The sequence below is a fragment of the Pseudomonas sp. NPDC078700 genome (genome assembly GCF_044542375.1).
GTDB lineage: Bacteria > Pseudomonadota > Gammaproteobacteria > Pseudomonadales > Pseudomonadaceae > Aquipseudomonas.
The window spans coordinates 154378-179117 of sequence record NZ_JBITUI010000007.1 but is presented as its reverse complement, the minus strand read 5'-3'; the positions used below and the strand labels follow the sequence as shown (position 1 = coordinate 179117).

Sequence of the window (24740 nt, the reverse complement as noted above, 5' to 3'; positions counted from 1 at the left end):
GGCAGGCATTGATATAGCCCGCCAGTATAACGGCGAATGCTCGCGCTGTTGACCCTCACTGTCACCAGCCGTCCGCTAAAGCAATCGCTGACAAGCACTTTGTAGCGCTCTATGATGAGCGCCTAACTCTTTTCCAGCGATACTTGATTGCCATGGTTGATACCGCGTTTTTTTGCAAGCTCAGTCACGAAGGCATTCTCTCCGTACGCGGCGCGGACGCTAATAAATTTTTGCAAGGCCAACTGACCTGCAACCTCAACTACCTCAGCGACAGCCATTCAAGCCTTGGCGCACGCTGCACACCCAAAGGCCGAATGATCTCCAGCTTTCGAGTTGTAAGCGTGGCAGACGGCTATTTACTGGCAATGGCGGCTGAGCTGGTAGAACCACAGCTCGCCGACTTGCAAAAATATGCGGTGTTTTCCAAGTCAAAACTGACTGATGAAAGCAACCAATGGGTGCGTTTCGGCCTGAATGACTGCGACCCAGCCTTAACAGCCCTGGGCCTTGACCTGGCCCAAAGCAAAGACAGCGTTGCCCGTAACGATCACTTGATTGCCGTGAGAGTGGCTCAGAACTGCGCCGAGCTCTGGGCTTCAGCCGAACAAACACAAGCCCTGCAAAGCCATTTGAATGAATACGCCGTTCAGGCTGATCTCAATCAATGGCAACTGGCGCAGGTTCGTCAGGGAATTGGTCATGTGCAAGGCAGCACCCGCGAGCTCTTCATCCCGCAAATGCTCAACCTCCAAGCATTGGGTGCCGTCAGCTTTAAAAAAGGCTGCTACACCGGCCAGGAAATCGTCGCTCGCATGCAGTACCTCGGCAAACTCAAGCGTCGCTTGTATCGCTTAGCCCTCAACGGCCAGGAATTACCGACGCCAGCGACAGAAATATTTTCCAGCGTGCACAGCTCCTCGGTTGGTGAGGTTGTGGCAGCGGCCAAAGGTGAAGAAGGCATTGAGCTGCTGGCCGTGTTGCAAAACGACGCCGCCGAAAGCGCGGATTTAAAACTGGGTGCAGCAGAGGGTCCCGCACTGCAACTGCTCGACTTGCCATACACCCTGGATTCGGATCGAGATATCCAACGCTAAACCATATGAATCCCCGCAAGCGGCAAACTTCATAAAAGCGAAATACCACACGCGATGAAGCGGTGCCGCTGCGTAAACTTCAAGTTGCCCAACCTATACGAGAACAACGATGAGCAAACTTGCCGAGAAGGTCCAACAGGAACTGATTGAGGCCATTGATAACGACCGCCTGGTTTTACCGACTCTGCCTGAGGTCGCGCTTAAAGTGCGTGACGCAGCTGAAGACCCTGACATCGGCGTGCCGCAAATCAGCAAGGTAATCGGCAATGACGCTGCGCTCACCGCGCGGATTATCAAAGTGGTCAACAGTCCGCTCCTGCGCTCCAGTCGCGAAATCACCGACTTGCAGATGGCGATCAGCCGCTTGGGCATTAATTACACCTGCAATTTGGCAATCGGCTTGGCCATGGAGCAAATGTTCCAAGCGACAACCGACGTAGTCGATCGAAAAATGCGTGAAGTCTGGACCAAAAGCACTGAGATCGCAGGCATCTGTCACGTTCTGTGCCGCCACTACACCCGCCTGATGCCCGACCAAGCCACCCTCGCAGGCCTGGTCCATCAGATTGGTGTACTGCCGATTCTGACCTACGCAGAAGAAAACAGTGACTTACTGGCGGACTCCATCAGCCTTAGCCACGTTATCGACAATATTCATCCGATCATTGGTGACCGCATCCTGCGCGCCTGGGACTTCCCTGAGCTGATCAGCATGGTGCCAAGCCAGCATCTAGACTTCAGCCGCAACAGCGCAAAAGCCGATTATGTCGACATCGTCCAGGTAGCCACCTTGCAAAGCTACTTGGGCACCGACCATCCTTACACCCAGCTTGACTGGAGCACGATCCCGGCGTTCTCCAAACTGGGCCTGGACCCTAATGTTGACGTTCAGGAAGACCAGGATCTGGCTGCGGACATGGAAGCTGCAATGAAAATGCTGCAGTGAACCACGGCTAGACACATAAGGCCCGCTGCCTGCCCCACTCGGCAAACAGCGGGCACGATGATTAAACTGCAGCCGCAATAAATGACACGCGTACACGCAGGCCCTTACTGGGCGACTGATGCAGGCTGATATGAGCCTGATGCGCCCGACAGATCTCACCCACAATAGCTAAACCCAAGCCCGCTCCCGAGCCCTGCGCATTACGCCGGTAGAACCGCTCAAAGACTTTTTCATGGTCAGCATCTGGAATACCTGGGCCGTCATCCTCAACCTCAAGAATGCAGGGCTCAACAACCCGGATCACCACGTTGCCACCTGCCGGAGTGTGCGCAATAGCATTGTCCACCAGGTTAGAAAGCAATTCATTGAGCAGCGTCGGCTCTCCATGCAACCAAATAGGTTTGTCGGCCTCCAGCGCAAGGGAAACGCCTCGGGCATGGGCCAAAGGCGCCAATGCCAAACCCAATTCACGGGCTAGCTGACTAAGGTCGAGCTGTTGCGCGCCCCCTTCAGTAATGGCGCGAGCGCCGCTTTCTATACGCGCCAGGGACAACAACTGGTTGGCCAAATGGGTCAGGCGATCGGTATTTTGCGCCGCATCTTGCAGCGTTGTTTTCCATACCTCAGGTTTATCCGAGCGCAACCCCAACTCAACCCTTGCCTTGATCGCCGCCAGTGGCGTGCGCAGTTCGTGGGCGGCATCGGCAATAAACTGTGACTGTCGCTCAAACAACCGATGCAAGCGCTCATTGAACTGGTTAAGTGCGCCCACCAAAGGCCGCAACTCTCGCGGCATATCGGCATCCGGCAGCGGCCGCAAATCCTCACGGGCACGCTCAGACACAGTGCGCCGCAAACTGTTAAGCGGGCGCAAGGTGGCACTGACCGCCAACCACACCAAACCAAGGGCACTGACTGAGAGCAGGCCCATGCGCCACAACGTGCCGTACAACAAGTCTCTGGCAAGTCGCTCGCGTGCACCTTGGGTTTCAGCGACCCGAATCTCGGCCAAGCCATTGAGCTGCGGCTCACTCACTGGCTGCCAAAGGCTGACAACACGTACGCCCTGGCCACGGTATTGGCCATCATAAAAATGCGCCAATGCGGGGTAATCATCGGTACGTTTAGTACCGGGCGGCGCTTGGGGCAAGTCGTCATAACCAGAGACCAAGGCACCATTCAAGCCAATGACCTGATAATAAATCCGCCCGGCGCTGTCGTAGGCAAAAGTATCGAGGGCGACATAGGGCACATTGGCTCTGAGCCTGCCATCTTCGGCATACAGGCCGTCAGCGATAGCCCGCGCCGAAGCCAGCAAGGTGCGGTCGTATGCCGTATCGGCAGCGCGTCGAGCGCTTAAATAAGCACTGACACTGCTGACCAGCAAAATCACCGCTAGCAAAATAGCCAAGCGCCAAAGCAGCCGCCCACGCAAGCTACCCACTTCAGCCACTGACAGCCTCCAGCAGATAGCCCAAGCCCCTGAAGGTGACGATTTTCACCGCACTGCCTTCTAGCTTTTTACGCAAACGGTGAATGTATATTTCAATCGCATCGGCACTGGCATCTTCATCCAGACCAAAGACCTGCGCGGCCAATTGTTCTTTGCTCATGACCCGGCCTGGCCGAGCGATCATTGCCTCAAGCACTGCCTGCTCACGCGAGGTCAAGGTGAGCACTTGGTCCTTGAGATGAAAACGGCGTGTGGCCAGATCGTAGATCAAGTCGCCACAACGCTGAACTTGCTCGCCGCCCAACACGGTACGCCGCAACAGCGCCTTAACCCGAGCTTCCAACTCACTCAGTTCAAAGGGTTTGGCCAAGTAATCATCGGCTCCCAGATTCAGCCCATGAACACGATCTTTAACCTCACCACGGGCAGTGAGCATCAATACCGGCAAGGTATTACCACGGCCTCGCAAGCGCGCCAGCACCTCGAAGCCATCCATACGCGGCAAACCGATATCGAGAATAGCCAGCGCATATTGCTCGCTGCCGAGGGCTAGATCCGCTGCAACGCCATCGTGCAGTACATCAACAGTCCAGCCTGCACTCTTGAGTGCTTGCGCCACACTCGCCGCAAGCTGTGGATGGTCTTCGACCAGCAGTATTCGCACCATCACCTCCAACGGGCGGTTAAAAGCAGCACGGCAGTGTACCCGTGCTGAAGCAACTGTGAAGCAGACAATTGCCACAATGCCTTGCGGTAAAAACTTTCAGCAATGAAAGGTTACTGAAAGCTTGACCCAATAGCATCGGTCTCAAGTGGCTCGCTCCACTTACCCAAACGGTCAGCACAGTGGCGTGCGGCCGTTACAAAAACAACAACAATGGAGACCACAAGATGCCTTCAGCATCACGTCAGGCACTTACGCCTGTTAATTTGCTTAGCGTAGCTGTCAGCACTGCCTTGCTCGCCCCTACTGCCCATGCCGAGTTTTTCAAAGACAGTTCCGGCACCCTTACAGCCAACAACATTTACCTGAACCGCGACTTCCGTGAAGGCACTGGCCAGAATAAACGTGAAGAATGGGCTCAGGGCTTTATCTTCGATATTCAATCAGGTTACACCGAAGGCACCGTCGGGTTCGGCGTCGATGCATTGGGTTTGCTTGGCCTGAAACTGGACTCAAGCCCAGATCGTACGGGCACAGGTTTGCTACCCACTCACGACGATGGTCGCGCCGCTGATGAATACTCGCATCTGGGCCTGACCGGCAAAGTTAAGATTTCCGCCACCGAGTTGAAAGTCGGCACCTTGATGCCAGAACTGCCAACCCTGAAAACTAACGACAGCCGTATTCTGCCGCAAACCTTTGAAGGTGGCTTGGTCACCTCCAAGGACATCAGCAACCTGACCTTTACCGGCGGACGTATTGATGAAACCAAGGACCGTGATTCCAGCAACAATCAAGACCTTGCTATCAACAACAAGAACAGCCGTTTTGCCAGCGCTGCAACGGCTGATCATCTGACGCTCGCGGGTGCCGACTACAGGTTCACAGACCGTATTACCGGCCGTTACCACTTCGCCGAACTGGATGACATCTACCGCCAGCATTTCTTTGGTTTGAACGCCACGCAACCCGTTGGCCCAGGCACCTTTACGGCGGACTTGCGTCTTTCACTCAGCGATGACCACGGCGCGGCAAACGCTGGCAAAGTTGATAACCGCGCCTTCAACGGCATGGTCAGCTATGGCCTCAATGGCCATAAACTGAGCCTGGCGTATCAGGATATGAGTGGTGACACCGGTTTTGCCTACGTCGACGGCACCGACCCATTTTTGGTCAACTTTGTACAGATCAACGACTTCGCCAACGCTGATGAGCGCTCGTGGCAAGCCCGCTACGACTATAACTTCAGCGCAATCGGTGTACCTGGCCTGAACTTCCTGACTCGCTATATCAGCGGTAGCGATGCTCAAATTGCTGGCAGCAACGAAACTGGCGACGAATGGGAACGCGACATTGAATTTAAGTACGTGGTCCAAAGTGGCCCAATGAAAGATCTGTATGTACGCCTGCGTAATGCGTCTTTCCGCTCTGATTTTGCACGTAACGCCGATGAAAACCGCATCGTGATCGGCTATTCATTAGCCATCTGGTAAGCACAATAAAAACCCAAGAGGAACAGTCAATGAAAACTGCCTTTACCCGAATCGCACTGGCCACAGCCTGCCTGGCTTTTGCCGGCCAACTGCTTGCAGCAGAGCCAAAGCGCCCTGAATGTATCGCCCCCGCTAAGCCAGGTGGCGGTTTTGACCTGACTTGCAAGCTGGCGCAAAGCGGCCTGAAAGATGGCGGCCTGTTGAAAAAGCCAATGCGTGTCACCTACATGCCTGGTGGTGTGGGTGCCGTTGCCTACAACGCCGTTGTCGCCCAGCGTGCTGATGATCCGGGCACGATCGTGGCATTCTCCAGCGGTTCGCTGTTGAACCTGGCGCAAGGCAAATTCGGTCGTTATGACGAGTCGGCAGTCCGCTGGCTGGCAGCGGTCGGCACTGATTACGGTGCAATCACCGTGCGCGCAGACTCGCCTTACCAGAACCTCGATGACCTGATCCAGGCGCTGAAAAAAGACCCGTCAAGCGTGGTCTTTGGCGCGGGCGCTACCATCGGTGGTCAAGACTGGATGCAAACGGCATTGATCGCCCGCGCAGCCGGTATCGAGCCTAAAAACCTGCGCTATGTTGCCTTTGAAGGCGGCGGCGAAACCGTAACCGCCATGCTCGGCGGCCACGTTCAGGTCACCAGCAGCGGTTTGGGTGAAGTCACCCCGCAGATCGAAGCCAAGAAGATTCGCATTCTTGCAGTGCTTTCCGATGAGCGCCTGCCGGGCAAACTGGCTGATATCCCAACCGCTAAAGAACAAGGCTACGACATCAGCTGGCCGGTTATCCGCGGCTTCTACGTCGGCCCAGAAGTAAGCGATGAGCAGTACAACTGGTGGAAACAGCAGTTCGACACCATGCTCGCCAGCGATGATTTCGCCAAGCTGCGTGAGCAACGTGACCTACTGCCACTGTCGCTGACTGGTGATGAGTTGAAAGCATTCGTCTTCAAGCAAGTTGAAGACTACAAGAAACTCGCCGGTGAATTCGGTCTGGTTCAGTAACCCTGAATGAAGTGGGCGTCAGCTTATCGCTTGCGCCCACCCACTAGACGCCTGCCTGCGTCTCATTTTTTACGAGACTTCCGCCATGTATGTCCGCTTGTTCTCTGCGATCTGGTTGCTCCTATGCATCTGGCTCGCCTTCGTCGCCTGGGGTTTCCAGGCACCCTTCGCCTACGACCCAGTGGGTCCACGCGCTTATCCGCTGCTGTTACTGGGGCTGATGGGAGCGGGCTCGTTGTGGCTGGTCATCAAGCCGGGTCTGATGGAACAACAGCTGCACATCCCGACCCTGAAACGCTCGGCCATGTGTGTGCTCGTACTGCTGGCCTACGCCCTGACGTTTGAGCCTCTGGGTTTTGTTTTAAGTACCACTGTCGCAGTTTTCCTGCTCGGCCTGTTGTTCACCGGTCGCCCAGTGCCATGCCTAATCAGCGCCGTGCTGATGGGTATCTTGCTGTTCGTGTTGTTTGATTATTTGCTGGATGTGCCTCTGCCGCTTGGCGTGCTAGAAGCCTACGTGGAGGGTTGAGATGGAAACGCTAACTTATTTACTGCAAGGCTTTGATGTTGCCACCCGCCCAGCCAACTTACTGGTCGCGCTGTTTGGGGCATTTGTCGGCACCATTGTTGGCCTGCTCCCAGGCTTGGGCCCAATCAACGGCGTGGCGTTGCTGCTGCCGTTGGCATTCGCCCTGGGCCTGCCCCCGGAAACCGCACTGATTCTGCTGGCCGCGGTGTATCTGGGCTGCGAGTATGGCGGTCGTATTTCGGCCATTTTGCTCAATGTTCCGGGTGATGCGGCTGCGGTAATGACCACTCTGGATGGCTATCCATTGGCACGTCAGGGTAAAGCCGGCATTGCGCTGTCGTTATCGGCAGTCAGCTCGTTTATCGGCAGCATCATCGCCACCTGTGGCGTGGTGTTATTTGCCCCGCTACTGGCGAAATGGGCTGTGGCATTTGGCCCGGCAGAGTATTTTGTACTGATGATTTTCGCCATTGCTTGCTTGGGCGGCATGGTTGGCGACAAACCGGTTAAAACCTTGATGGCGGCGTTGATTGGTCTGGCGCTGGCAACAGTTGGGGTGGACTCAACGACCGGGGTTTACCGTTTTACGTTTGGCAGCGTCAGCCTCTCGGACGGAATCCAGTTTGTCATCGTGGTGATTGGTTTCTTCAGCGTCAGCGAAGTGCTGCTCATGCTGGAAAAAACCCACAACGGTCAAAAAGCGGTTAAGGCCAGCGGCCGTCTGCTGTTTAACTTCAAAGAGTTCTGCTTCACCTTCTGGACCATGGTCCGAAGCGCTGTCGCAGGTTTTGTAATTGGAACCTTGCCGGGTGCCGGCGCAACCATTGCCAGCGCCATGACCTACATGACCGAAAAGCGCATGGCTGGCGACAACGGCAAATTCGGTGAAGGTGACCTTCGCGGCTTGGCTGCACCAGAAGCTGCCAACAACGCCTCCGCGTGCGGCTCGCTGATCCCAATGCTGACCTTGGGTGTTCCGGGCTCAGGCACCACAGCGGTGATGATCGGTGCACTGACGCTGTACAACATCACGCCGGGTCCCTTGTTGTTTGAACAACAACCCGATGTTGTCTGGGGTCTGATCGCATCGCTCTTCATCGGCAACGTTATTTTGCTGGTGATGAATATCCCGCTGGTTGGCCTGTTCTCTCGTATGCTCAGCGTGCCTAACTGGGTACTGGTTCCGGCTATCACCGTGATCAGTATGGTTGGCGTGTATGCGGTGCACAGCACCACCTTCGACCTGGTGTTGATGATCCTGCTGGGGGTATTCGGTTACATCTTGCGCAAGCTCGATTTCCCACTATCGGCGGTAATCCTCGGCTTTGTTCTGGGTGAATTGATGGAAGACAACCTGCGCCGCGCCCTGTCGATTTCAGCTGGCGACCTGAATATTCTCTGGTCCAGCCCGATCACGCTCATCCTCTGGGCGCTGGTGGTCTTGATGCTGTCCCTGCCTGGATTGCGCTGGTGGCGTGCGCGTAAAGCCCGTATGGCGCATGCCTAACCTGCCCTTCCTGACCCGCCTGCCAAGCTGGTGGGCAACGCCGCTGATCGGGGCGATCGGCGGCTACCTGGCCAGCCTTGTCGGCTGGCCATTGCCTTGGATTATCGGCTCACTGCTTGCGGTCATCATTGCCCGCTGCAGTGGCTGGCTGGTAACTGAAGTCCCTTCGGGCCGGAAAGCGGGTCAATGGATTGTATCAAGCGCCATCGGCCTGCACTTCACCAGTGAAGTGATGAGCCAACTGCACAGCCACTTCGGGGTGATACTCGCCGGTGCATTCTGCACCCTCCTGCTCAGTGTGATTGGTATTGCCCTGTTGCGCAGATCAGGTGTTGACCGCGCCACTGCTTTTTTCTCAAGCATGCCCGGTGGTGCCAGCGAGATGGTCAATTTCGCCCAACGCCACAACGCCGAAACCGCCCGTGTCGCAGCCGCTCACAGCATGCGCTTACTGTTGGTGGTGTTGATCGTTCCTGCGCTATTCACCTGGAGCCTGCCAGCCATGGAGCGTCCTGCTCCAGCACCGGTTGACTGGATGTGGCTGGCCATATTGTTGCCGGCAGGTGCAGCACTGGCGCTTATCTGGGGCGCACTCAAACAACCTAATCCGTGGATGCTAGGCCCGCTGACCGCTTGCGCGATTGCCGCATGCACCTTTGATTTGCATATCGGTCTTCCGCCGGGCGCAGGGCAAGTTGGCCAATGGCTGATTGGCTGTGCATTGGGGTGCCACTTTGACCGAGCCTTCTTTCGCAGTGCGCCGGGCTTTTTAATGCGCATTTTACTGTTCACGCTGCTGGCAATGCTCACCGCCGTGTTACTGGCCAAAGGCTTAGGTTTAGTTGCCGGGCAAGACTCGACCTCGCTAATGCTCGGCATGATGCCGGGCGGCATTACTGAACTCTGCCTCACTGCTGAGGCCTTACAACTGTCTGTGGCATTGGTGACTGCGCTGCAAGTGCTGCGCTTGTTTATGGTGATGTTTTTGGCCGAACCTTTATTCAAGGTATGGCAAAAGACCTGAACCAGCACCTACGCCCTCAACGACCACGTTTAACCCGCCGTTTGTGCGGGTTCTTTTTTAGTGGATATTTCAAAATGCAATCGATCTGCGCAGGCTGTCATAAGCTTGATGTCAGATAGGTGCTGAGACAGTCAGGTTCTGAGGCAGGTTAAATGATACGAATCAAAGGTCTGATAGCTGCAACCATGCTCTGCTTCACGCTGAGCGCGTGCAGCATGGTCGGCTTCTCATACAAACACATGGACTGGTGGTTGATGTGGAAGATTGATGACGCCCTCAATCTGACTTCCGAACAAAAGGACCTGCTTAAACCGCAGTTGCAAACCCTATTGAACTGGCACTGCAGTGCCGAGCTACCCAATGCCATCAGTTGGCTCGAGCAAACCCAACAATTGCTTGAACAACCAGCGCCAAGCAGTGAAGCCATTACCCAGCAAATCACTCAGATCGATACGGCTTTTAAGCGTATTGCCCGCAAAGTCACCCCAACGGCAACGCAATTACTGAGCAGCCTGTCAGACGAGCAAGTCTCAGATTTGTATGAGTCCCTTGAAGAACAAAACCAAAAAGACCGGGAAGAGTTTCTCGAACCGGCCCTGACCACCCAAATCAGTGAGCGCAGCACGCGCATGCAAGAACGACTTGAGCCTTGGTTAGGTAAATTACGCCCAGAGCAGGTAAAGCGTATCGATGCATGGGCAGCCAGCCTCGGCCAACAAAACCGGATATGGTTGGAAAACCGCGCAGCATGGCAGGCTGAGCTGCACGGTGCGCTCAAAGTTCGTAACACCGCTACGTTCGGCGCACGCCTGCAACCTTTGCTGGAGTCCCGTGAAGACTTCTACACCGCAGACTACAAGCAAGCCTATCCAAAGGCCCAAATTGCAATGGCAAACTTACTCAGCGACTTGATCAGCCAAGCTGACGATAACCAGCATGCACAAATCAGCAAACGCCTAAGCGAGCTACAAAACCAGCTTGGCCAACAAGTTTGTATTCCAGCCGCGCCCTGAGGAACTATCGCCTCAATCGAGTGGCTGGACTTCTGCCGGCAGCGTCCAGTTAATCGCCTGCAAGTTGTGCTGTTGGAGGAACTTATTGGCACGGCTGAAGTGGCCGTTGCCAATAAAACCTCGATAGGCGGATAAAGGCGAAGGATGCACCGAACGCAAAACCAAGTGTTTGGTGCTATCAATCAACTTCTCTTTGCTCTGTGCATGAGCGCCCCACAGCATAAACACCACATGCTGCTGTTGGCTGCTGACCGTTTCAATCACCTTATCGGTGAACGACTGCCAGCCTTTTTTGGCATGGGAGCCTGCATTAGCGCGCTCTACTGTGAGCGAGGTGTTGAGCAGCAATACGCCCTGCTCGGCCCATGACTGCAAATAACCATGGGTCGCGACATCAATATTCAGGTCGCGCTTGAGTTCTTTATAGATATTGACCAAAGACGGGGGGGTGGCGACCCCCGGCTGTACCGAGAAGCACATGCCATGTGCCTGCCCCGGGCCGTGGTAAGGGTCTTGGCCGATGATCACAACCTTAACCTCGGCCAAAGGCGTTGAATTAAAGGCATTGAAAATCATCGGCCCCGGCGGATAAATCTCTTTTCCGGCGGCCTTTTCTGCGCGTAAAAACTCACCCAACTGCTTCATATAGGGCTGTTCAAACTCATCATTCAACGCGGCCTTCCAGCCCGCTTCAAGTTTGACCCGGTCACTTGCGCTCATATCTGTATCAATGCCCAACAAAAAGTTAAGTCCGCACGCTAGAGAACCCACCCTGGCAAGTCAAGGCACTGGCGAATAAGCCTGCATCACAGGCCTGGATACAGCTTGTGTGAGGTGATTAACCGGCCAAGACTGAAAGCTTCATCACCGATGGGTATAAATCATGAGCCATACAAGCGAGATGGATACCGAGGTTGTTCCGAGCGCCCCCTATTTCAGCCGCGAGCAACTTGAGCAAGCGCTGGAAAACTCACCCTTCGCCCAGCTCATTGGCTTCAGCCTGACGCACTACAGTGCGGGCAGGATCGAGATGGAAGTGGTGCCACGTAAAGAGCTGACTCAGCACCACGGTTATGTCCACGGTGCAGTTGTCGGTTTTATGATCGACAGCGCCTGTGCGTGGGCCGCCGCATCGATGGTCGGCGATGTAGTGACCAGCGAATACAAAATCAACATGCTAGCACCGGCCCTGGGCGAGAAGTTGATTTGCCGCAGCGACGTGCTCAAAGCAGGCAAACGCCAAGTGGTTACGCGCGCAGATGTGTTCGCCGTGCGCGACGGTAAACAGAAGATGGTTGCTACAGGACTGGCCACCATCGCCCGGGTTTAACGCTGGTATGGGCAAAGTGAGACAGGACAACCAAAGACATATGCCTTGTATAGGCCTTGTTAAAACTCTATATTCAAAAAGGTCAAAGCATCAACGGAGCAATGAAAATGCGTATTGTCTCTATTTTTAAAAACGGCAAAAATCAGGCCGTGCGCCTTCCCACCGATATGGCCTATGAAGGCGTCGGACAGCTAGAGATTTCTCGGGAAGGCGACGTAATCACTCTACGTCCTGTCCGTCCATCATGGGCGTCATTATCTGAGCTGGCTAAAACTGATGCAGACTTCCTAAAAGAGCGGCCTGCGGTCGTTAGTGATGAAGGCAGGTTTACTCTGTGATCACTTACATGCTCGACACCTGTACCTGTTCTTTCATTATGCGAGAGCATCCAGTTACGGTGATCAGGCGACTGACCACTGAAGTTGAGCGCGGCAATAGGATTGTTATTTCAGCTATCACCTATGCCGAAATGCGTTATGGCCAATTTGGCAAAAAGGCCTCGACCAAACATAAAACATTAGTGGATGAGTTTGTTAAACGGCTGGATGCCGTGCTGCCTTGGGATCAACAGGCAGTTGATGCCACGGTTGAACTCAAAGGTGTACTGAGTATTGCTGGGACGCCTATTGGGCCTAACGATGCAGCCATTGCAGGTCACGCCATAGCATCAGGCTGCACGCTAGTAACAAACAATGTGCGTGAATTTAGCCGAGTCGGAGGCCTTGATTATCAGGATTGGATTTAAAGGAAAGCTAGACTGCATTTTGAGTAAACGACAACTCACAGATGAATCCGAATAGCCCCTTTTGGCATCAGTTCACCCTTGATGCAGCGCCCGATAATGACTGGGAGCCATGCCGACGACTTTGCGAAATAGCCGTGAAAAATAATAGGCGTCGTCGTAGCCCAGTTGCTCAGCCACCTGGCGAATGCTTTGCTCTCCTTCGTCGAGCAAACGACAGGCGTGGGCCATTTTTAGCTGGATAAAATCTTCAATGGGCGCTTGGCCGGTTAGTGCCCTGTAGGTTTTGGCAAAATGGAAACGCGACAATTTGAACTCCGCGGCCAGCTCATCAAGATTCAGCTTATCGTGCAGGTGCGCACGCATCACCGCCTGAACGGCATCCACATCCAACACCCGCCCAGACTTCAACTTGACCCGCGCGGGCAGCACCGCCAGCGACGCCAACAAGGCCTGTAACTGATGCGCGGCGTAGACAAAATGGCGCAGGTTCAAGCCTTGCTTACGCAGGTTCAACAGCGCATCCAACTCCGCCAACAGCCGTGGTTGCACACCAATTCGCCACAACGGCCCCTGACCGAGTGGGCGCAAAAATTCGCTGACCAACTCCCCATCAAAATGAATCCAGTAGATGGTCCAAGGCTTCGCACTGTCTGCACCGTAGGCGTGCGCCAGGTCTTTTGGTAATAGCAGCAAGTCCCCACCGCCAACATCCAATCGTCCATCCTTTGTCTCAAGCCAGCCCTGCCCCGAGCGGCAATAAATCAGTAAATGGTCGTCTGGCGTCGAGCGCTGCATTCGATGATTCAGCGCATTTGGATAAAAGCCCAGCGCCAATGGATAACAACCTTGTGTCAACAGATTACGCGCCATAACCCTGCGCATGCGAGGTGGGGTAATAAACCGCAGGCCATTGGCTGGCAACGGCCAGCTAGAGGTTTCCACTGAGTTACTCACGGTTATGGCTCATGGCTGGTGATGGGTTTGATCTTACTGCAAAACCAAGATAATCCATCCCAGTGACAAGATCGTCAATCCACAAGCGTGCCAGCAGGCGCTATAACAGTCCGAAAATAACAATCAGACCCACTCGTGCTGCTAACAAATTGGCTCACTGAGTTGAGGTCTTCAGCGGAGGCAGCATGTCCAAGACAATTCCCCAGTTGATTGATGGCCAATGGCAGCAAAGTCGTAGCAGTGAATTTATCGAAGTCACCGACCCCGCCACCCAAGAGGTTCTGGCGCTTGCGCCCAAAGCCACCGCTGAAGAAATCGAAACGGCCATAGCCAGCGCCAAGGCAGCCTTCCTGACCTGGCGGGAAGTACCAGTGCCTGAACGGGCCCGCGTCATGCTGCGCTACCAACACCTACTTAAAGAACACCACGACGAACTCGCCGAAATTCTTGCAAAAGAAACCGGAAAGACCTTTGCCGATGCAAAAGGTGATGTATGGCGCGGCATTGAGGTGGTCGAGCAAGCCGCCAATATATCCAGCTTGATGATGGGCGAAACGGCTGAAAACGTTGCCCGTGATATTGATACCGCAAGCTGGATTCAGCCGCTGGGCGTTTGTGTCGGCATTACTCCATTCAACTTTCCGGCAATGATCCCGCTGTGGATGTTTCCGCTGGCCATTGCCGCTGGCAACAGCTTTATCCTCAAGCCCTCTGAACAAGACCCGCTAACGCCCAATCGACTGGCCGAACTGTTTATCGAAGCGGGGGCGCCCAAGGGTGTACTGCAAGTGCTCCATGGTGCCCGGGAAGTGGTCGACAGCCTGCTGACCCACCCAGATGTGCGCGCCGTTTCCTTTGTTGGCTCAGTGCCTGTTGGGCAGCATGTATATCGCACCGGCACCGCGCACCTGAAACGCGTGCAAGCCTTTGCCGGGGCGAAAAACCATATGGTGATCATGCCCGACGCTAACAAAGACCAAGTTCTGAGCAATTTGCTCGGTGCCAGTTGCGGCGCTGCGGGTCAGCGCTGCATGGCCATCAGCGTGGCGGTTTTCGTCGGCGAATCCAGCCTGTGGATCGATGAGCTACGCGATCAAATGGCTGAGCTTAAACCCGGTTACTGGAATGACAGCAGCGCCGCTTACGGGCCGCTAATCAACCAGCAAGCCAAGCAGCGTGTATTGCGCCTGATTGCAGAAGGCAAAGCCGAAGGTGCGCAGTGCTTGCTCGACGGCTCCCAGTGTCAGGTTGAAGGCTATCCCAAGGGTAATTGGGTTGGTCCTACCCTCTTTACGGGCGTCACCCAGAAAATGGCGCTGTACCGCGAAGAAATCTTCGGCCCGGTATTGGTGTGCATGCAGGTCGATACGCTGGAGCAGGCGATTGAGCTGGTCAATGCCAGCCCTTACGGCAACGGCACCTCGATATTCACTCGCTCTGGCGGTGCTGCCCGGCGCTATCAGCATGCAGTTGAAGTGGGTCAGGTTGGCGTCAATGTGCCGGTTCCTGTACCGCTGCCGTTCTTTTCTTTCACTGGCTGGAAAGGCTCGTTTTACGGCGACCTGCACGCCTATGGCAAACAGGGCGTGCGTTTTTTCACCGAGACCAAGACTGTCACCAGCCGCTGGTTTGATGAAGACTCAGTGGCCAGCCATAACATGACCATTCAACTGAAATAACGCGCTGCGCTGAACGCACCTTTATCCACAGCGAACAGGACGAGCCATGGATTTTGACCTAAGCCAGGACCAGCGTTTGCTGGTCGATAGCGCACACGCATTTGCGCGCAAAGAATTGGCCCCGCATGCGGCAGACTGGGACCGTGATCATCATTTTCCAGTTGATGTGATCCGCAACGCCGCCGCACAGGGTTTTCTCGGCCTGTACATTGATGAAGACGACGGCGGGCTTGGCCTGTCGCGTCTTTGTTCGGCGCTGATATTTGAACAGCTCGCCGCAGGGTGTGTGGCCACCACAGCCTTTATCAGCATCCACAATATGGCCGTATGGATGCTCGCCTCGTTCGCCGAGCAAGCCTTGAAAGACGCATGGTTGCCAGGCTTGATCAGCGGCGAACTGCTTGCATCCTATTGCTTGACCGAGCCGGATGCTGGATCAGATGCGGCGAATTTGCGCACCCGCGCCAAGCGTGACGGCGATGACTACCTGCTCAACGGCAGCAAGTGCTTTATCTCGGGTGCTGGCGCAACCGAAGTACTGATCGTTATGGCCCGAACAGGTGAAGCAGGCGCAAAGGGCATCTCATGCTTTTTGGTTCCGGCCAATACCGCTGGCATCACCTATGGCCGCAATGAATTGAAAATGGGCTGGTGCGCGCAACCGACCCGCACCATAACCTTCACCAATGTACGTATCCCAGCAAGCAACCGCATTGGCCCTGAGGGTCAGGGCTTTGTCTATGCCATGAAAGGCCTCGATGGCGGGCGCATCAATATTGCCAGTTGCTCCTTGGGCGCTGCGCAGGCCGCACTCGAACAGTCTCAGCGCTATGTTGAAGAGCGCAAACAATTTGGCCAGCAACTCAGTGAGTTTCAGTCCGTGCAATTCAAGCTGGCGGATATGCTCACCGACCTCACCGCCAGCCGGCAAATGGTGCGTCTGGCTGCAGATAAGCTAGACAAGCAGCACAGCGAGGCCAGCCTGTATTGCGCAATGGCCAAGCGCTTTGCCACCGACCATTGCTTCAACCTGTGTAACGAAGCGCTGCAACTTCATGGCGGCTATGGTTATCTAAACGACTATCCGCTGGAACGCTGGGTGCGTGACAGCCGCGTGCATCAAATACTCGAAGGCACCAATGAAATCATGCGGGTCATCATTGCCCGCCGTTTATTGCAGCAAGACGGCGTTCTCGCCCGCCTGCTGTAAGACGAATAACCGGAGTTTTTTATGACCACAGCAGTAGAACCCTACAACCCCAGCGCATTTGACCTGACCCACAAACTCACGGTCGAAAAGCACGCTCACACCGCCTTGATCACCATCAACCATCCTCCGGCCAACACCTGGGACCGCGAGTCGTTGATCGGCCTCAAGCAACTGATTGAACACCTCAACCGTGACGACGATATCTACGCTCTGGTCATCACCGGCCAAGGTGGCAAGTTCTTCTCAGCCGGGGCCGACCTCAAACTGTTTGCCGACGGTGATAAAGCCCGCGCCCGGGAAATGGCGCGTTTGTTTGGCCAGGCATTTGAAACCCTGCGTGATTTTCGCGGAGTCTCGATTGCTGCCATAAACGGCTTTGCCATGGGCGGGGGACTTGAGTGCGCCCTTGCCTGCGATATTCGGATTGCCGAAGAACAAGCCTTTATGGCGCTGCCTGAAGCAACCGTCGGCTTGCTGCCCTGCGCAGGAGGGACGCAAGCGCTGCCTTGGCTAGTGGGGGAAGGCTGGGCCAAACGCATGATCCTCTGCGGCGAACGTGTCGACGCCAACACCGCCTTGCGTATCGGCCTAGTTGAGCAAGTGGTTGAAACCGGTGAAGCGCGCAATCATGCCCTGCTCTTGGCGGCCAAAGTTGCCCGCCAAAGCCCGGTAGCGGTGCGCACCATCAAACCTTTGCTCCAAGGCGCACGTGAGCGTAATCCAAATACCTGGCTGCCAGAAGAGCGTGAGCGTTTTGTCGATCTGTTCGATGCCGACGACACTCGCGAAGGGGTCAATGCCTTTCTCGAAAAGCGCGACCCGCAGTGGCGCAATCGTTAAGCCCGGAATGGAAAGCTGATGAATCTTATATTTGAAGAAATTCCCAGCCTGCACGGCGTCAGCATTGGCGTCGCCACGCTCGATGCAGAAAAAAGCCTCAACGCGCTGACACTGCCGATGATTGAAGCCCTCGACAGCAAGCTCGCGGCGTGGGCAGATGACCCGCAAATAGCCTGCGTACTGCTGCGTGGCAATGGCCCCAAAGCCTTCTGCGCCGGAGGCGATGTGGTGCAACTGGTGGAAGAGTATCGCGCTCACCCCAACGAAGTGCCACCTTTGGCGCGACGCTTTTTTGCCGATGAGTACCGGCTTGATTACCGTATCCACACCTTCCCCAAACCTTTTATCTGCTGGGCCCATGGCCATGTCCTGGGCGGTGGAATGGGTTTGATGCAAGGCGCGAGCACCCGCATCGTCACACCATCGAGTCGCCTGGGTATGCCTGAAATCAATATCGGCCTGTACCCAGATGTTGGCGGGAGCTGGTTTCTCGCCAGAATGCCGGGCGCACTCGGTTTGTTCCTTGGTTTGACGGCTAGCAGCATGAATGCCCGTGACGCGCTGGACCTGGATCTGGCTGATCGGTTTCTGCTCGACAGCCAGCAGGATGACCTGCTCGAAGGTCTGGTTCAGCTTAATTGGCAAATCCAACCTGAAACCCAACTGCACAGTTTGCTCAAAGCACTTGAGCAGCAAGCACAGGCAGAAATGCCTGAAGCACAGTGGCTGCCACGTCGTGATCGGATTGATCAACTGCTCGACCATGCCGACCTCACAGGCGCCTACAACGCACTCCTTGAACTGCAGGACGATGACGACAAACTACTGGCTCGCGCAGCAAAAACCCTGGCTAACGGCTGCCCACTGACAGCGCATTTGGTTTGGCAGCAGATTGCCCGGGCCAAGCACCTGTCATTGGCTGAGGTGTTCCGCATGGAATACGCCATGAGCTTGAATTGCTGCCGTCATCCGGAATTTCCTGAAGGTGTACGCGCGCGTCTGATCGACAAAGATCAAACACCAAAATGGCACTGGCCGGATATCGCCAACATCAGTGTAGAAATCATCGACGCCCACTTTGAGGCTGTCTGGCAGGGCGAACATCCATTGGCTGACCTCTAGCAAAACCAATTTACGGATAGGAACAATAAAAATGACAACTATCGCATTCATCGGCCTGGGCAACATGGGCCTGCCGATGGCCCGCAATCTACTCCGTGCAGGCCAAGACTTACGCGTATTCGACCTGGTTGCAACATCGGTCGCAGAACTCGCCAGCGAGGGTGCAACGGCTGCGCAAAGTGCAGCCGACGCCATACAGGGCGCGCAGGTTGTCATCAGCATGCTGCCCGCCAGTCGCCATGTTGAAGGCTTGTATCTGGGCGACTCGGGCTTATTCACCCAACTGCAGCCCGGAACCTTGGTGCTGGAATGCTCAACCATCGCGCCGGAGTCCGCACGTACTGTGCACAAAGCCGCGGCTGAACACACGATTCGCATGCTTGATGCGCCGGTCTCCGGCGGCACCGCAGGCGCTGCGGCGGGCACCCTGACCTTTATGATCGGCGGTAAGGCCGAGTATGTCGAACAAGCCCGGTCGATCTTTGAGCTGATGGGAAAAAATATTTTCCATGCGGGCCCAGAGGGTGCCGGACAGGTGGCCAAGGTGTGTAACAACCAGGTACTGGCAGTGCAGATGATTGCCACCGCAGAAGCGATGGCAATGGGTGTCGCCAACGGTCTGGACCCTGCTGTACTGGCAGAAATCATGCGGCAAAGCTCAGGCGGGAACTGGACCCTGGAGAAATACAACCCTTGGCCAGGCGTCATGGAAAATGCTCCGGCCAGCAAAGGCTACAGCGGCGGCTTTATGGCTGAACTGATGGCCAAAGACCTCGGTCTTGCCCAGGAAACTGCACAGCACTTCGGCAACAGTGCGCCGATGGGTGCTTTAGCTTTACAGCTCTACCGCATGCTGCTCAAGCAAGGCAAAGGCAAGCAGGATTTCTCAGTCATCCAGCAGCTGTTTATCGAGTAAGCGCAGCCAAACGGGTTCTGTAGTTTGGTCACAGAACCCGTCAGCTCATATCCTTATATACTGTGCGACAACTCAGCCCAGTCAGGTGGCTGACTTTTTGCCTCAAGGATGTGTGTGTGATCAACGCTTTTTTATTGCGCTACCGCTTTCGCCTGTTGTTTTTCAGCAGTGTATTGCTCACCTGCGTCAGTGGTTGGCCTGCCCCGGCTCTAGCCTTGCAATGGATTGCCTTTTCGCTGTTAGTGCTGTCGGCCATGAACACCCTGCGCCACAAAGGTGTATTGCTCCGAATTGCGCTGACCTTGGGCATTGCGAACTTGGGCATATTGCTTCTAGAGCAATTTATCGCCATTGCTGGCCCACTCAGAGATGGCTTTGGCCTGATTGCCTTCTACTTGCTGATTGTTTATGCACTGTTTAACCGGGTCATTCACGAACGCCCCGTAACCCAAGAACTTCTCTACGGCCTGCTCGCGCTGTATTTGCAACTGGCGCTGGCATTCGCGGCTGCATTCCACGTGATCAACGGCTTCGTGCCCAATGCCTTCTGGACTCAACATGGGCAGTTACAGCTGGATGATTTCGTTTATTACAGCTTGGTCACCCTGACCACCGTTGGCTACGGTGATATCCACGCACTTGCTCCGGCAGCGCGCCTGTTAGCGGGTGCCGAAGCCTTCGCCGGGGTGATGTTTATTGCCGTTGCAGTAGCCCGCACGCTGGTGCTGATGAGCGACAATGACCCAGTCGACTGACTGCCCTTAGCGCTGCACGTGCGGACGACGATCGTTGGCATTCCTCGCTTCAGTGGAGTGCTGACGACCCCAATTGCGTGGTGACTGAGTGGATGGTTGGCGACGTTGATCCGACCGGTGCTGCTGTCGCGAACCTTGCTGATGCCCCTGATGGTTATCGCCTTGCGCCTGATAATGGCGATCCCGCTGCCCACCACCTTGATGCTGACGGCGCTGATCGCGATAGCGCGGCGAGTACGAGTACGAGTGCCTTGGCGCAGGTGCATAGCTACGTTGCTGGTAATAATGCGTTGAATAGCGCGGCTGCACATAAACCCGTGGCGCGGCATAGCGCCGCTCGACATACACGGGCTGGGCCCGGTAATAACCGCCTGAATATGGGCTGCCTTGATAGTAGCCGCCATGGCCGTAGCCATAACTATCGTCATAAACCGCGCAGCCGCTCATAAACAGCCCCAGCAATAACGTACAAACCGATTTAATCGACATAACAGCCTCACTGACTGCGCAACAATTAAAAATCAAAACTGAAAGCATGCGCAGTACGCTTTTAACTCAGACAACCGGGTTTGAATTTAAGTGCCGTGCCGGCAATCGCCCCGCCGGGCAGCACGAACGGGAAATCACGCACCATTGCGATGCAATAAATCATTCCAGACCAGATCATCAAGGCGAAACATCGCGTCCTAGAGCCTTCAGATCAATTGGCACGATGTTCGCTTTATTGAACTCGAAGCAGGACAACCCCGAGGGCGTTTACTTAGCTCCGGGGACGCGGCTGACAATTTGCAAATAGCTGACTAGGGTTCCGGCTCACCGACAGGTTCGATGAGTGGCTGGTCCGAGAGTTGGCGACCTCCAGTGAGGTTACACGGCGGGATAAAAGCCCGGGAGAACGCGCCTCATTTGAGGATCCGCCGCGAACTCCTGCCCGCCCAATTTGAACTGGAGGTTCCATATGCGTACACCCCGTCTGTTCTCCCTGTTGGCTGCTGGCTTAGCTGTCGCACTCAGCGCTAGTGCCCCAGCCGCTCAAAAAGACAACTTCAGTGTGTGCTGGACCATTTACGCGGGCTGGATGCCTTGGGAGTACGCCAAGGCGCAAGGCATCGTTGACAAGTGGGCGAAGAAATACGACATCAATATTGATGTGGTGCAGATCAACGATTACGTCGAATCCATCAACCAATACACCGCAGGCCAGTTTGACGGCTGCACCATGACCAACATGGACGCCCTGACCATCCCGGCTGCAGGCGGCGTTGACTCCACTGCCTTGGTAATTGGTGACTTCTCCAATGGCAACGATGGCGTGGTCATCAAAGGCGACAACAAAACCCTCGCCGACCTAAAAGGCATGCCGGTTAATCTGGTTGAACTGTCGGTGTCGCACTACCTGCTGGCACGCGGCCTGGAACGAGCAGATCTCAGCGAGAAAGACCTGAAAGTGGTTAACACCTCGGACGCCGACATGGTTGCCGCCTTCCAGACGGATGAGGTGCAAGCCGTCACCACGTGGAACCCGCTACTGGCGGAAATCGAAGCCACGCCGAATGTCACTAAAGTCTTTGATTCGAGCAAGATCCCAGGCGAAATCATCGACTTGATGGTGGTCAACAGCGACACCCTGAAAGACAACCCCAACTTCGGCAAAGCCCTGACCGGCGCGTGGTATGAAGTAATGGCCACCATGAGCGCCGATACCGCTGAAGGCAAAGCCGCACGCGAGAGCATGGCCAAAGCATCAGGCACCGACTTGGCCGGTTACGAGTCGCAGCTTGCTGCCACCAAAATGTTCTACAACCCCAGCGATGCTGTGGCATTCGCCACGAGTCCGAAGCTGCCAGCCACCATGAGCAAAGTCGCTGAGTTCTCCTTCAACCACGGCTTACTCGGTGAAGGTGCGCAATCTGCTGAGTCAGTCGGTATGAGCTTCGCCAAGGGTGTCAGCACCGGCGACAAGAGCAATATCAAGCTGCGCTTCGACCCAAGCTTTATGCAAATGGCAGCCGACAAGAGCCTTTAAGGCCAATCGCACCTGCGGCTCTTACTGAGCCGCAGACGCTTCACTTTTTGCAGGACAACTTAATGCGCTTAATCAACCGTCATCCAGATAGATCCGGTCGTTTGATGCTGGTGCTGCTGCCCTTTGCACTGCTGCTGTTCGCCTATTTTATCGGCTCGGCCAATCGCCTGGCTGAAAACCCCAACGACAAGCTGCTGCCCAGCGCCACGCAAATGGTTGCAGCAGTTGATCGCCTGGCATTTACCGAAGACAAACGCAGTGGCAACTACCTGTTCTGGGAAGACACCGTCTCTAGCCTGAAACGCCTGGGCATGGGGCTGGCAATCGCAGCCGTGGCTGGCTTGTGCCTGGGGATTGCCGCCGGAACCTTGCCCTTGTTCAGCGCCCCGTTGTCACCGCTGCTGACAGTGCTTTCGATGGTGCCGCCACTGGCGATCCTGCCGATTCTATTTATCGTCTTTGGCTTGGGGGAGTTGTCCAAAGTGATGCTCATCGTGATTGGCATCACCCCGGTGCTGGCCCGCGATCTGGAGCAGCGCGCACGAGAAATTCCACCCGAACTGCTGATCAAGGCGCAAACCTTGGGCGCTAATACCTGGACGTTGATGCTGCGTGTGGTCTTGCCGCATTTGCTGCCACGGCTGCTGATTGCCCTGCGACTGGTGCTGGGGTCGGCGTGGTTGTTTCTGATTGCCGCCGAGGCCATCGCCAGCACCGACGGCCTTGGCTACCGGATCTTTCTGGTGCGCCGCTACCTGGCGATGGATGTGATCGTGCCGTATGTCATCTGGATCACCCTGCTGGCGTGGCTGATGGACTTGGGGCTAAGGCAAACCGCGCGCTTGGTCTTCCCGTGGTACGAAGGGGCCAAAGCATGACGTTCTCAAGTCACAACAGCTTCATTGAAGTCAACAATGTCTGGCAGCAATACGCCGATCAAGTGGTGCTTGAGCGCCTGAACCTGTCAATCAACGAAGGTGAGTTTTGCACCTTGGTGGGTGCCTCCGGCTGCGGCAAGTCTACATTCTTGCGCTTACTGCTCGGCCAAGAGCGCCCAAGCAAAGGGCAAATCCTGCTCGCTGGGCAGCCTTTGGCAGGCGAACCGGATGCCAGCCGTGGCGTGGTGTTTCAACGTTACTCGGTATTCCCGCACCTAAGCGTGCTGGACAACGTCGCCATTGGTTTGGAGCTGCCTAAATCTCCGTTTCTGGGCCGCTTGTTTGGCAGCGCCAAAGCTGACGCCAGAGAGCAAGCGGCCGAACTACTAACCCGGGTCGGCCTGGGTCATGCCCTTGATAAATACCCAAGCCAGCTCTCCGGTGGCATGCAACAGCGCTTGGCAATTGCCCAGGCCCTGATTATGAAGCCACGCATTCTGCTGCTCGACGAACCTTTCGGCGCGCTGGACCCAGGCATCCGCAAAGACATGCACAGCCTGCTGCTGGAGTTGTGGAACGAGATCAAGCTCACCGTATTTATGGTCACGCACGACCTCTCTGAGGGGTTCAGTCTCGGCACCCGACTGCTGGTGTTCGACAAAACCCGTATCGACCCCCATGCGCCCAACGCTTATGGCGCGCGTATTACCTATGACATCCCGCTTAATCATGAACGCCGCGCCCATCGCGCCGCGTTTGATGAGCTACCCGCGCACGTTGCTGCCAGCCTGCAACCTGCCGTTTAAGGAGTTTATTGATGACTGCCTCATTAACCTTTAGACCGACACTTTATGAAGAGTTTATCCCCGGTGGCGGCCACACCTCATTTGTCCTCAAGCGCGGTCAGTTACTGCGTATCACCGACCTTGAGGGCAATGCCAATGCCAGCCTGTTGCTGCTCAATGCCAATGAGAAAAGCGAACGCTTGAGCTTGCCGGACTCACTCAAAGGGCAACACACCGCCAAGTTCACCAGCGGCCACTGCCTGTATTCAGACATGGGCCGAGTGCTGGCCGCCATTACCGCCGACACCTGCGGCTGGCATGACAGTTTTGGCGGTGTACTCAATGCCCAGGAAGTGGCGCACAAGTATGGCGAAGGTAACTACCAAGCCCTGCGCAACGGCTTTTATCGCAATGGCGTAGACAACTTACTGGTCGAAATGGGCAAGTGGAACCTCAACCTGCAAGACCTGTTGATGTGCCTCAACCTGTTTAGCCGAGTCAGTGTCGACAGCGATGGCTGCTTCAATTTTGAGCCGGACAACTCCCAAGCCGGCGACTACATCGAACTTTACGCACCGATGGACACCTTGGTGGTGCTCACCGCGCTGCAACACCCGATGGACCCTAACCCGAACTACGCCCCCAAGCCCCTGCAACTGAGCTGGCACAAGGTTGAAAGCGACGGCATCAGCGTCTTGTGCCGCACCTCCCGTGAAGAAAATGCACGGGCCTTCCACAACACCGAACGCCTATACATCTGAGGAACGGCC

The 24740-nt window shown here is 55.5% G+C and carries 26 protein-coding genes and 1 riboswitch; of the genes, 21 read left to right on the top strand and 5 right to left on the bottom strand.

What is annotated here, in order from left to right:
- Positions 1-152: 152 nt before the first annotated feature.
- Positions 153-1094 (top strand): YgfZ/GcvT domain-containing protein, encoded by a 942-nt coding sequence (locus ACIGCM_RS21045; RefSeq protein ID WP_397504006.1) that lies wholly within the window; start codon positions 153-155, stop codon positions 1092-1094.
- 109 nt (positions 1095-1203) lie between these two features.
- Entirely contained in the window at positions 1204-2040 is an 837-nt protein-coding gene (locus ACIGCM_RS21040) for an HDOD domain-containing protein (protein ID WP_397504005.1), read from the top strand.
- Between the two features lie 61 nt (positions 2041-2101).
- Here ACIGCM_RS21040 and ACIGCM_RS21035 read toward each other — a convergent pair whose 3' ends face one another.
- Positions 2102-3493, bottom strand: coding sequence for a sensor histidine kinase N-terminal domain-containing protein (locus tag ACIGCM_RS21035; RefSeq protein ID WP_397504004.1), 1392 nt, complete (start codon positions 3491-3493; stop codon positions 2102-2104).
- Complete coding sequence (locus ACIGCM_RS21030) at positions 3486-4157, bottom strand: response regulator (RefSeq protein WP_397504003.1); 672 nt, start codon at positions 4155-4157, stop codon at positions 3486-3488. Before ACIGCM_RS21030 ends, ACIGCM_RS21035 begins: the two co-directional genes overlap by 8 nt.
- Before the next feature lie 227 nt (positions 4158-4384).
- Between ACIGCM_RS21030 and ACIGCM_RS21025 the strand changes: the two genes are divergently transcribed.
- The 6 genes from ACIGCM_RS21025 to ACIGCM_RS21000 all read left to right on the top strand — a co-directional run bounded on the left by ACIGCM_RS21025 (position 4385) and on the right by ACIGCM_RS21000 (position 10730).
- Positions 4385-5650 (top strand): OprD family porin, encoded by a 1266-nt coding sequence (locus tag ACIGCM_RS21025; RefSeq protein ID WP_397504002.1) that lies wholly within the window; start codon positions 4385-4387, stop codon positions 5648-5650.
- Between the two features lie 29 nt (positions 5651-5679).
- A complete protein-coding gene (locus tag ACIGCM_RS21020; RefSeq protein WP_397504001.1) occupies positions 5680-6657 on the top strand; it encodes a Bug family tripartite tricarboxylate transporter substrate binding protein in 978 nt (325 codons plus the stop codon).
- Positions 6658-6742: 85 nt separating this feature from the next.
- On the top strand, positions 6743-7186 hold the full coding sequence (locus ACIGCM_RS21015) for a tripartite tricarboxylate transporter TctB family protein (protein WP_397504000.1): 444 nt from the start codon (positions 6743-6745) through the stop codon (positions 7184-7186).
- Between the two features lies 1 nt (position 7187).
- Positions 7188-8693: a tripartite tricarboxylate transporter permease gene (locus tag ACIGCM_RS21010; protein ID WP_397503999.1), complete on the top strand. Its 1506-nt coding sequence runs from the start codon at positions 7188-7190 to the stop codon at positions 8691-8693.
- Positions 8686-9717 (top strand): AbrB family transcriptional regulator, encoded by a 1032-nt coding sequence (locus ACIGCM_RS21005; protein WP_397503998.1) that lies wholly within the window; start codon positions 8686-8688, stop codon positions 9715-9717. The genes ACIGCM_RS21010 and ACIGCM_RS21005 overlap by 8 nt, the downstream gene beginning before the upstream one ends.
- Positions 9718-9869: 152 nt before the next feature.
- On the top strand, positions 9870-10730 hold the full coding sequence (locus ACIGCM_RS21000) for a DUF6279 family lipoprotein (protein WP_397503997.1): 861 nt from the start codon (positions 9870-9872) through the stop codon (positions 10728-10730).
- Positions 10731-10742: 12 nt separating this feature from the next.
- Here ACIGCM_RS21000 and ung read toward each other — a convergent pair whose 3' ends face one another.
- Positions 10743-11450, bottom strand: coding sequence for a uracil-DNA glycosylase (gene ung, locus ACIGCM_RS20995; protein WP_397503996.1), 708 nt, complete (start codon positions 11448-11450; stop codon positions 10743-10745).
- Positions 11451-11613: 163 nt separating this feature from the next.
- Between ung and ACIGCM_RS20990 the strand changes: the two genes are divergently transcribed.
- From ACIGCM_RS20990 to ACIGCM_RS20980, 3 genes are all read left to right on the top strand, one after another.
- Positions 11614-12060, top strand: coding sequence for a PaaI family thioesterase (locus ACIGCM_RS20990; RefSeq protein WP_397503995.1), 447 nt, complete (start codon positions 11614-11616; stop codon positions 12058-12060).
- A gap of 107 nt (positions 12061-12167) precedes the next feature.
- Complete coding sequence (vapB, locus tag ACIGCM_RS20985) at positions 12168-12398, top strand: type II toxin-antitoxin system VapB family antitoxin (protein WP_397503994.1); 231 nt, start codon at positions 12168-12170, stop codon at positions 12396-12398.
- Positions 12395-12805: a type II toxin-antitoxin system VapC family toxin gene (locus ACIGCM_RS20980; protein WP_397503993.1), complete on the top strand. Its 411-nt coding sequence runs from the start codon at positions 12395-12397 to the stop codon at positions 12803-12805. The genes vapB and ACIGCM_RS20980 overlap by 4 nt, the downstream gene beginning before the upstream one ends.
- A 72-nt stretch (positions 12806-12877) precedes the next feature.
- Here ACIGCM_RS20980 and ACIGCM_RS20975 read toward each other — a convergent pair whose 3' ends face one another.
- The gene (locus tag ACIGCM_RS20975; RefSeq protein WP_397503992.1) at positions 12878-13759 is read right to left on the bottom strand and encodes an AraC family transcriptional regulator; all 882 of its coding nucleotides are present in this window, start codon (positions 13757-13759) and stop codon (positions 12878-12880) included.
- Positions 13760-13944: 185 nt separating this feature from the next.
- On the opposite strand from ACIGCM_RS20975, the gene ACIGCM_RS20970 reads away from it, so the two are divergent.
- From ACIGCM_RS20970 to ACIGCM_RS20945, 6 genes are all read left to right on the top strand, one after another.
- Entirely contained in the window at positions 13945-15438 is a 1494-nt protein-coding gene (locus ACIGCM_RS20970) for a CoA-acylating methylmalonate-semialdehyde dehydrogenase (protein ID WP_397503991.1), read from the top strand.
- A 46-nt stretch (positions 15439-15484) separates the two neighbouring features.
- A complete protein-coding gene (locus tag ACIGCM_RS20965) occupies positions 15485-16648 on the top strand; it encodes an isobutyryl-CoA dehydrogenase (protein ID WP_397503990.1) in 1164 nt (387 codons plus the stop codon).
- A gap of 21 nt (positions 16649-16669) precedes the next feature.
- The gene (locus ACIGCM_RS20960) at positions 16670-17488 is read left to right on the top strand and encodes an enoyl-CoA hydratase (RefSeq protein ID WP_397503989.1); all 819 of its coding nucleotides are present in this window, start codon (positions 16670-16672) and stop codon (positions 17486-17488) included.
- A gap of 18 nt (positions 17489-17506) precedes the next feature.
- Complete coding sequence (locus ACIGCM_RS20955; protein WP_397503988.1) at positions 17507-18610, top strand: enoyl-CoA hydratase/isomerase family protein; 1104 nt, start codon at positions 17507-17509, stop codon at positions 18608-18610.
- Between the two features lie 31 nt (positions 18611-18641).
- Positions 18642-19526, top strand: a complete 885-nt coding sequence (gene mmsB, locus ACIGCM_RS20950) for a 3-hydroxyisobutyrate dehydrogenase (RefSeq protein ID WP_397503987.1) — start codon at positions 18642-18644, stop codon at positions 19524-19526.
- 116 nt (positions 19527-19642) lie between these two features.
- On the top strand, positions 19643-20281 hold the full coding sequence (locus ACIGCM_RS20945) for an ion channel (RefSeq protein WP_397503986.1): 639 nt from the start codon (positions 19643-19645) through the stop codon (positions 20279-20281).
- 6 nt (positions 20282-20287) lie between these two features.
- Here ACIGCM_RS20945 and ACIGCM_RS20940 read toward each other — a convergent pair whose 3' ends face one another.
- Positions 20288-20770, bottom strand: a complete 483-nt coding sequence (locus ACIGCM_RS20940; RefSeq protein ID WP_397503985.1) for a hypothetical protein — start codon at positions 20768-20770, stop codon at positions 20288-20290.
- 300 nt (positions 20771-21070) lie between these two features.
- Positions 21071-21177, top strand: a riboswitch (guanidine-I (ykkC/yxkD leader).
- Between the two features lie 62 nt (positions 21178-21239).
- On the opposite strand from ACIGCM_RS20940, the gene ACIGCM_RS20935 reads away from it, so the two are divergent.
- From ACIGCM_RS20935 to ACIGCM_RS20920, 4 genes are all read left to right on the top strand, one after another.
- Positions 21240-22307, top strand: a complete 1068-nt coding sequence (locus ACIGCM_RS20935) for a putative urea ABC transporter substrate-binding protein (protein WP_397503984.1) — start codon at positions 21240-21242, stop codon at positions 22305-22307.
- Between the two features lie 62 nt (positions 22308-22369).
- The gene (locus ACIGCM_RS20930) at positions 22370-23185 is read left to right on the top strand and encodes an ABC transporter permease (protein WP_397503983.1); all 816 of its coding nucleotides are present in this window, start codon (positions 22370-22372) and stop codon (positions 23183-23185) included.
- Complete coding sequence (locus ACIGCM_RS20925) at positions 23182-23991, top strand: ABC transporter ATP-binding protein (protein ID WP_397503982.1); 810 nt, start codon at positions 23182-23184, stop codon at positions 23989-23991. Before ACIGCM_RS20930 ends, ACIGCM_RS20925 begins: the two co-directional genes overlap by 4 nt.
- Positions 23992-24002: 11 nt before the next feature.
- Positions 24003-24731, top strand: coding sequence for an urea amidolyase associated protein UAAP1 (locus tag ACIGCM_RS20920; RefSeq protein WP_397503981.1), 729 nt, complete (start codon positions 24003-24005; stop codon positions 24729-24731).
- Positions 24732-24740 lie beyond the last annotated feature (9 nt).

What these genes read in the sequence shown, in the direction of transcription:
- ACIGCM_RS21045 (WP_397504006.1), top strand. Translation starts at nt 153, where the DNA reads ATGGTTGATACCGCGTTTTTTTGCAAGCTCAGTCACGAAGGCATTCTC.
- ACIGCM_RS21040 (WP_397504005.1), top strand. Translation starts at nt 1,204, where the DNA reads ATGAGCAAACTTGCCGAGAAGGTCCAACAGGAACTGATTGAGGCCATT.
- ACIGCM_RS21025 (WP_397504002.1), top strand. Translation starts at nt 4,385, where the DNA reads ATGCCTTCAGCATCACGTCAGGCACTTACGCCTGTTAATTTGCTTAGC.
- ACIGCM_RS21020 (WP_397504001.1), top strand. Translation starts at nt 5,680, where the DNA reads ATGAAAACTGCCTTTACCCGAATCGCACTGGCCACAGCCTGCCTGGCT.
- ACIGCM_RS21015 (WP_397504000.1), top strand. Translation starts at nt 6,743, where the DNA reads ATGTATGTCCGCTTGTTCTCTGCGATCTGGTTGCTCCTATGCATCTGG.
- ACIGCM_RS21010 (WP_397503999.1), top strand. Translation starts at nt 7,188, where the DNA reads ATGGAAACGCTAACTTATTTACTGCAAGGCTTTGATGTTGCCACCCGC.
- ACIGCM_RS21005 (WP_397503998.1), top strand. Translation starts at nt 8,686, where the DNA reads ATGCCTAACCTGCCCTTCCTGACCCGCCTGCCAAGCTGGTGGGCAACG.
- ACIGCM_RS21000 (WP_397503997.1), top strand. Translation starts at nt 9,870, where the DNA reads ATGATACGAATCAAAGGTCTGATAGCTGCAACCATGCTCTGCTTCACG.
- ung (WP_397503996.1), bottom strand. Translation starts at nt 11,450, where the DNA reads ATGAGCGCAAGTGACCGGGTCAAACTTGAAGCGGGCTGGAAGGCCGCG.
- ACIGCM_RS20990 (WP_397503995.1), top strand. Translation starts at nt 11,614, where the DNA reads ATGAGCCATACAAGCGAGATGGATACCGAGGTTGTTCCGAGCGCCCCC.
- vapB (WP_397503994.1), top strand. Translation starts at nt 12,168, where the DNA reads ATGCGTATTGTCTCTATTTTTAAAAACGGCAAAAATCAGGCCGTGCGC.
- ACIGCM_RS20970 (WP_397503991.1), top strand. Translation starts at nt 13,945, where the DNA reads ATGTCCAAGACAATTCCCCAGTTGATTGATGGCCAATGGCAGCAAAGT.
- ACIGCM_RS20965 (WP_397503990.1), top strand. Translation starts at nt 15,485, where the DNA reads ATGGATTTTGACCTAAGCCAGGACCAGCGTTTGCTGGTCGATAGCGCA.
- ACIGCM_RS20960 (WP_397503989.1), top strand. Translation starts at nt 16,670, where the DNA reads ATGACCACAGCAGTAGAACCCTACAACCCCAGCGCATTTGACCTGACC.
- ACIGCM_RS20955 (WP_397503988.1), top strand. Translation starts at nt 17,507, where the DNA reads ATGAATCTTATATTTGAAGAAATTCCCAGCCTGCACGGCGTCAGCATT.
- mmsB (WP_397503987.1), top strand. Translation starts at nt 18,642, where the DNA reads ATGACAACTATCGCATTCATCGGCCTGGGCAACATGGGCCTGCCGATG.
- ACIGCM_RS20940 (WP_397503985.1), bottom strand. Translation starts at nt 20,770, where the DNA reads ATGTCGATTAAATCGGTTTGTACGTTATTGCTGGGGCTGTTTATGAGC.
- ACIGCM_RS20935 (WP_397503984.1), top strand. Translation starts at nt 21,240, where the DNA reads ATGCGTACACCCCGTCTGTTCTCCCTGTTGGCTGCTGGCTTAGCTGTC.
- ACIGCM_RS20930 (WP_397503983.1), top strand. Translation starts at nt 22,370, where the DNA reads ATGCGCTTAATCAACCGTCATCCAGATAGATCCGGTCGTTTGATGCTG.
- ACIGCM_RS20925 (WP_397503982.1), top strand. Translation starts at nt 23,182, where the DNA reads ATGACGTTCTCAAGTCACAACAGCTTCATTGAAGTCAACAATGTCTGG.
- ACIGCM_RS20920 (WP_397503981.1), top strand. Translation starts at nt 24,003, where the DNA reads ATGACTGCCTCATTAACCTTTAGACCGACACTTTATGAAGAGTTTATC.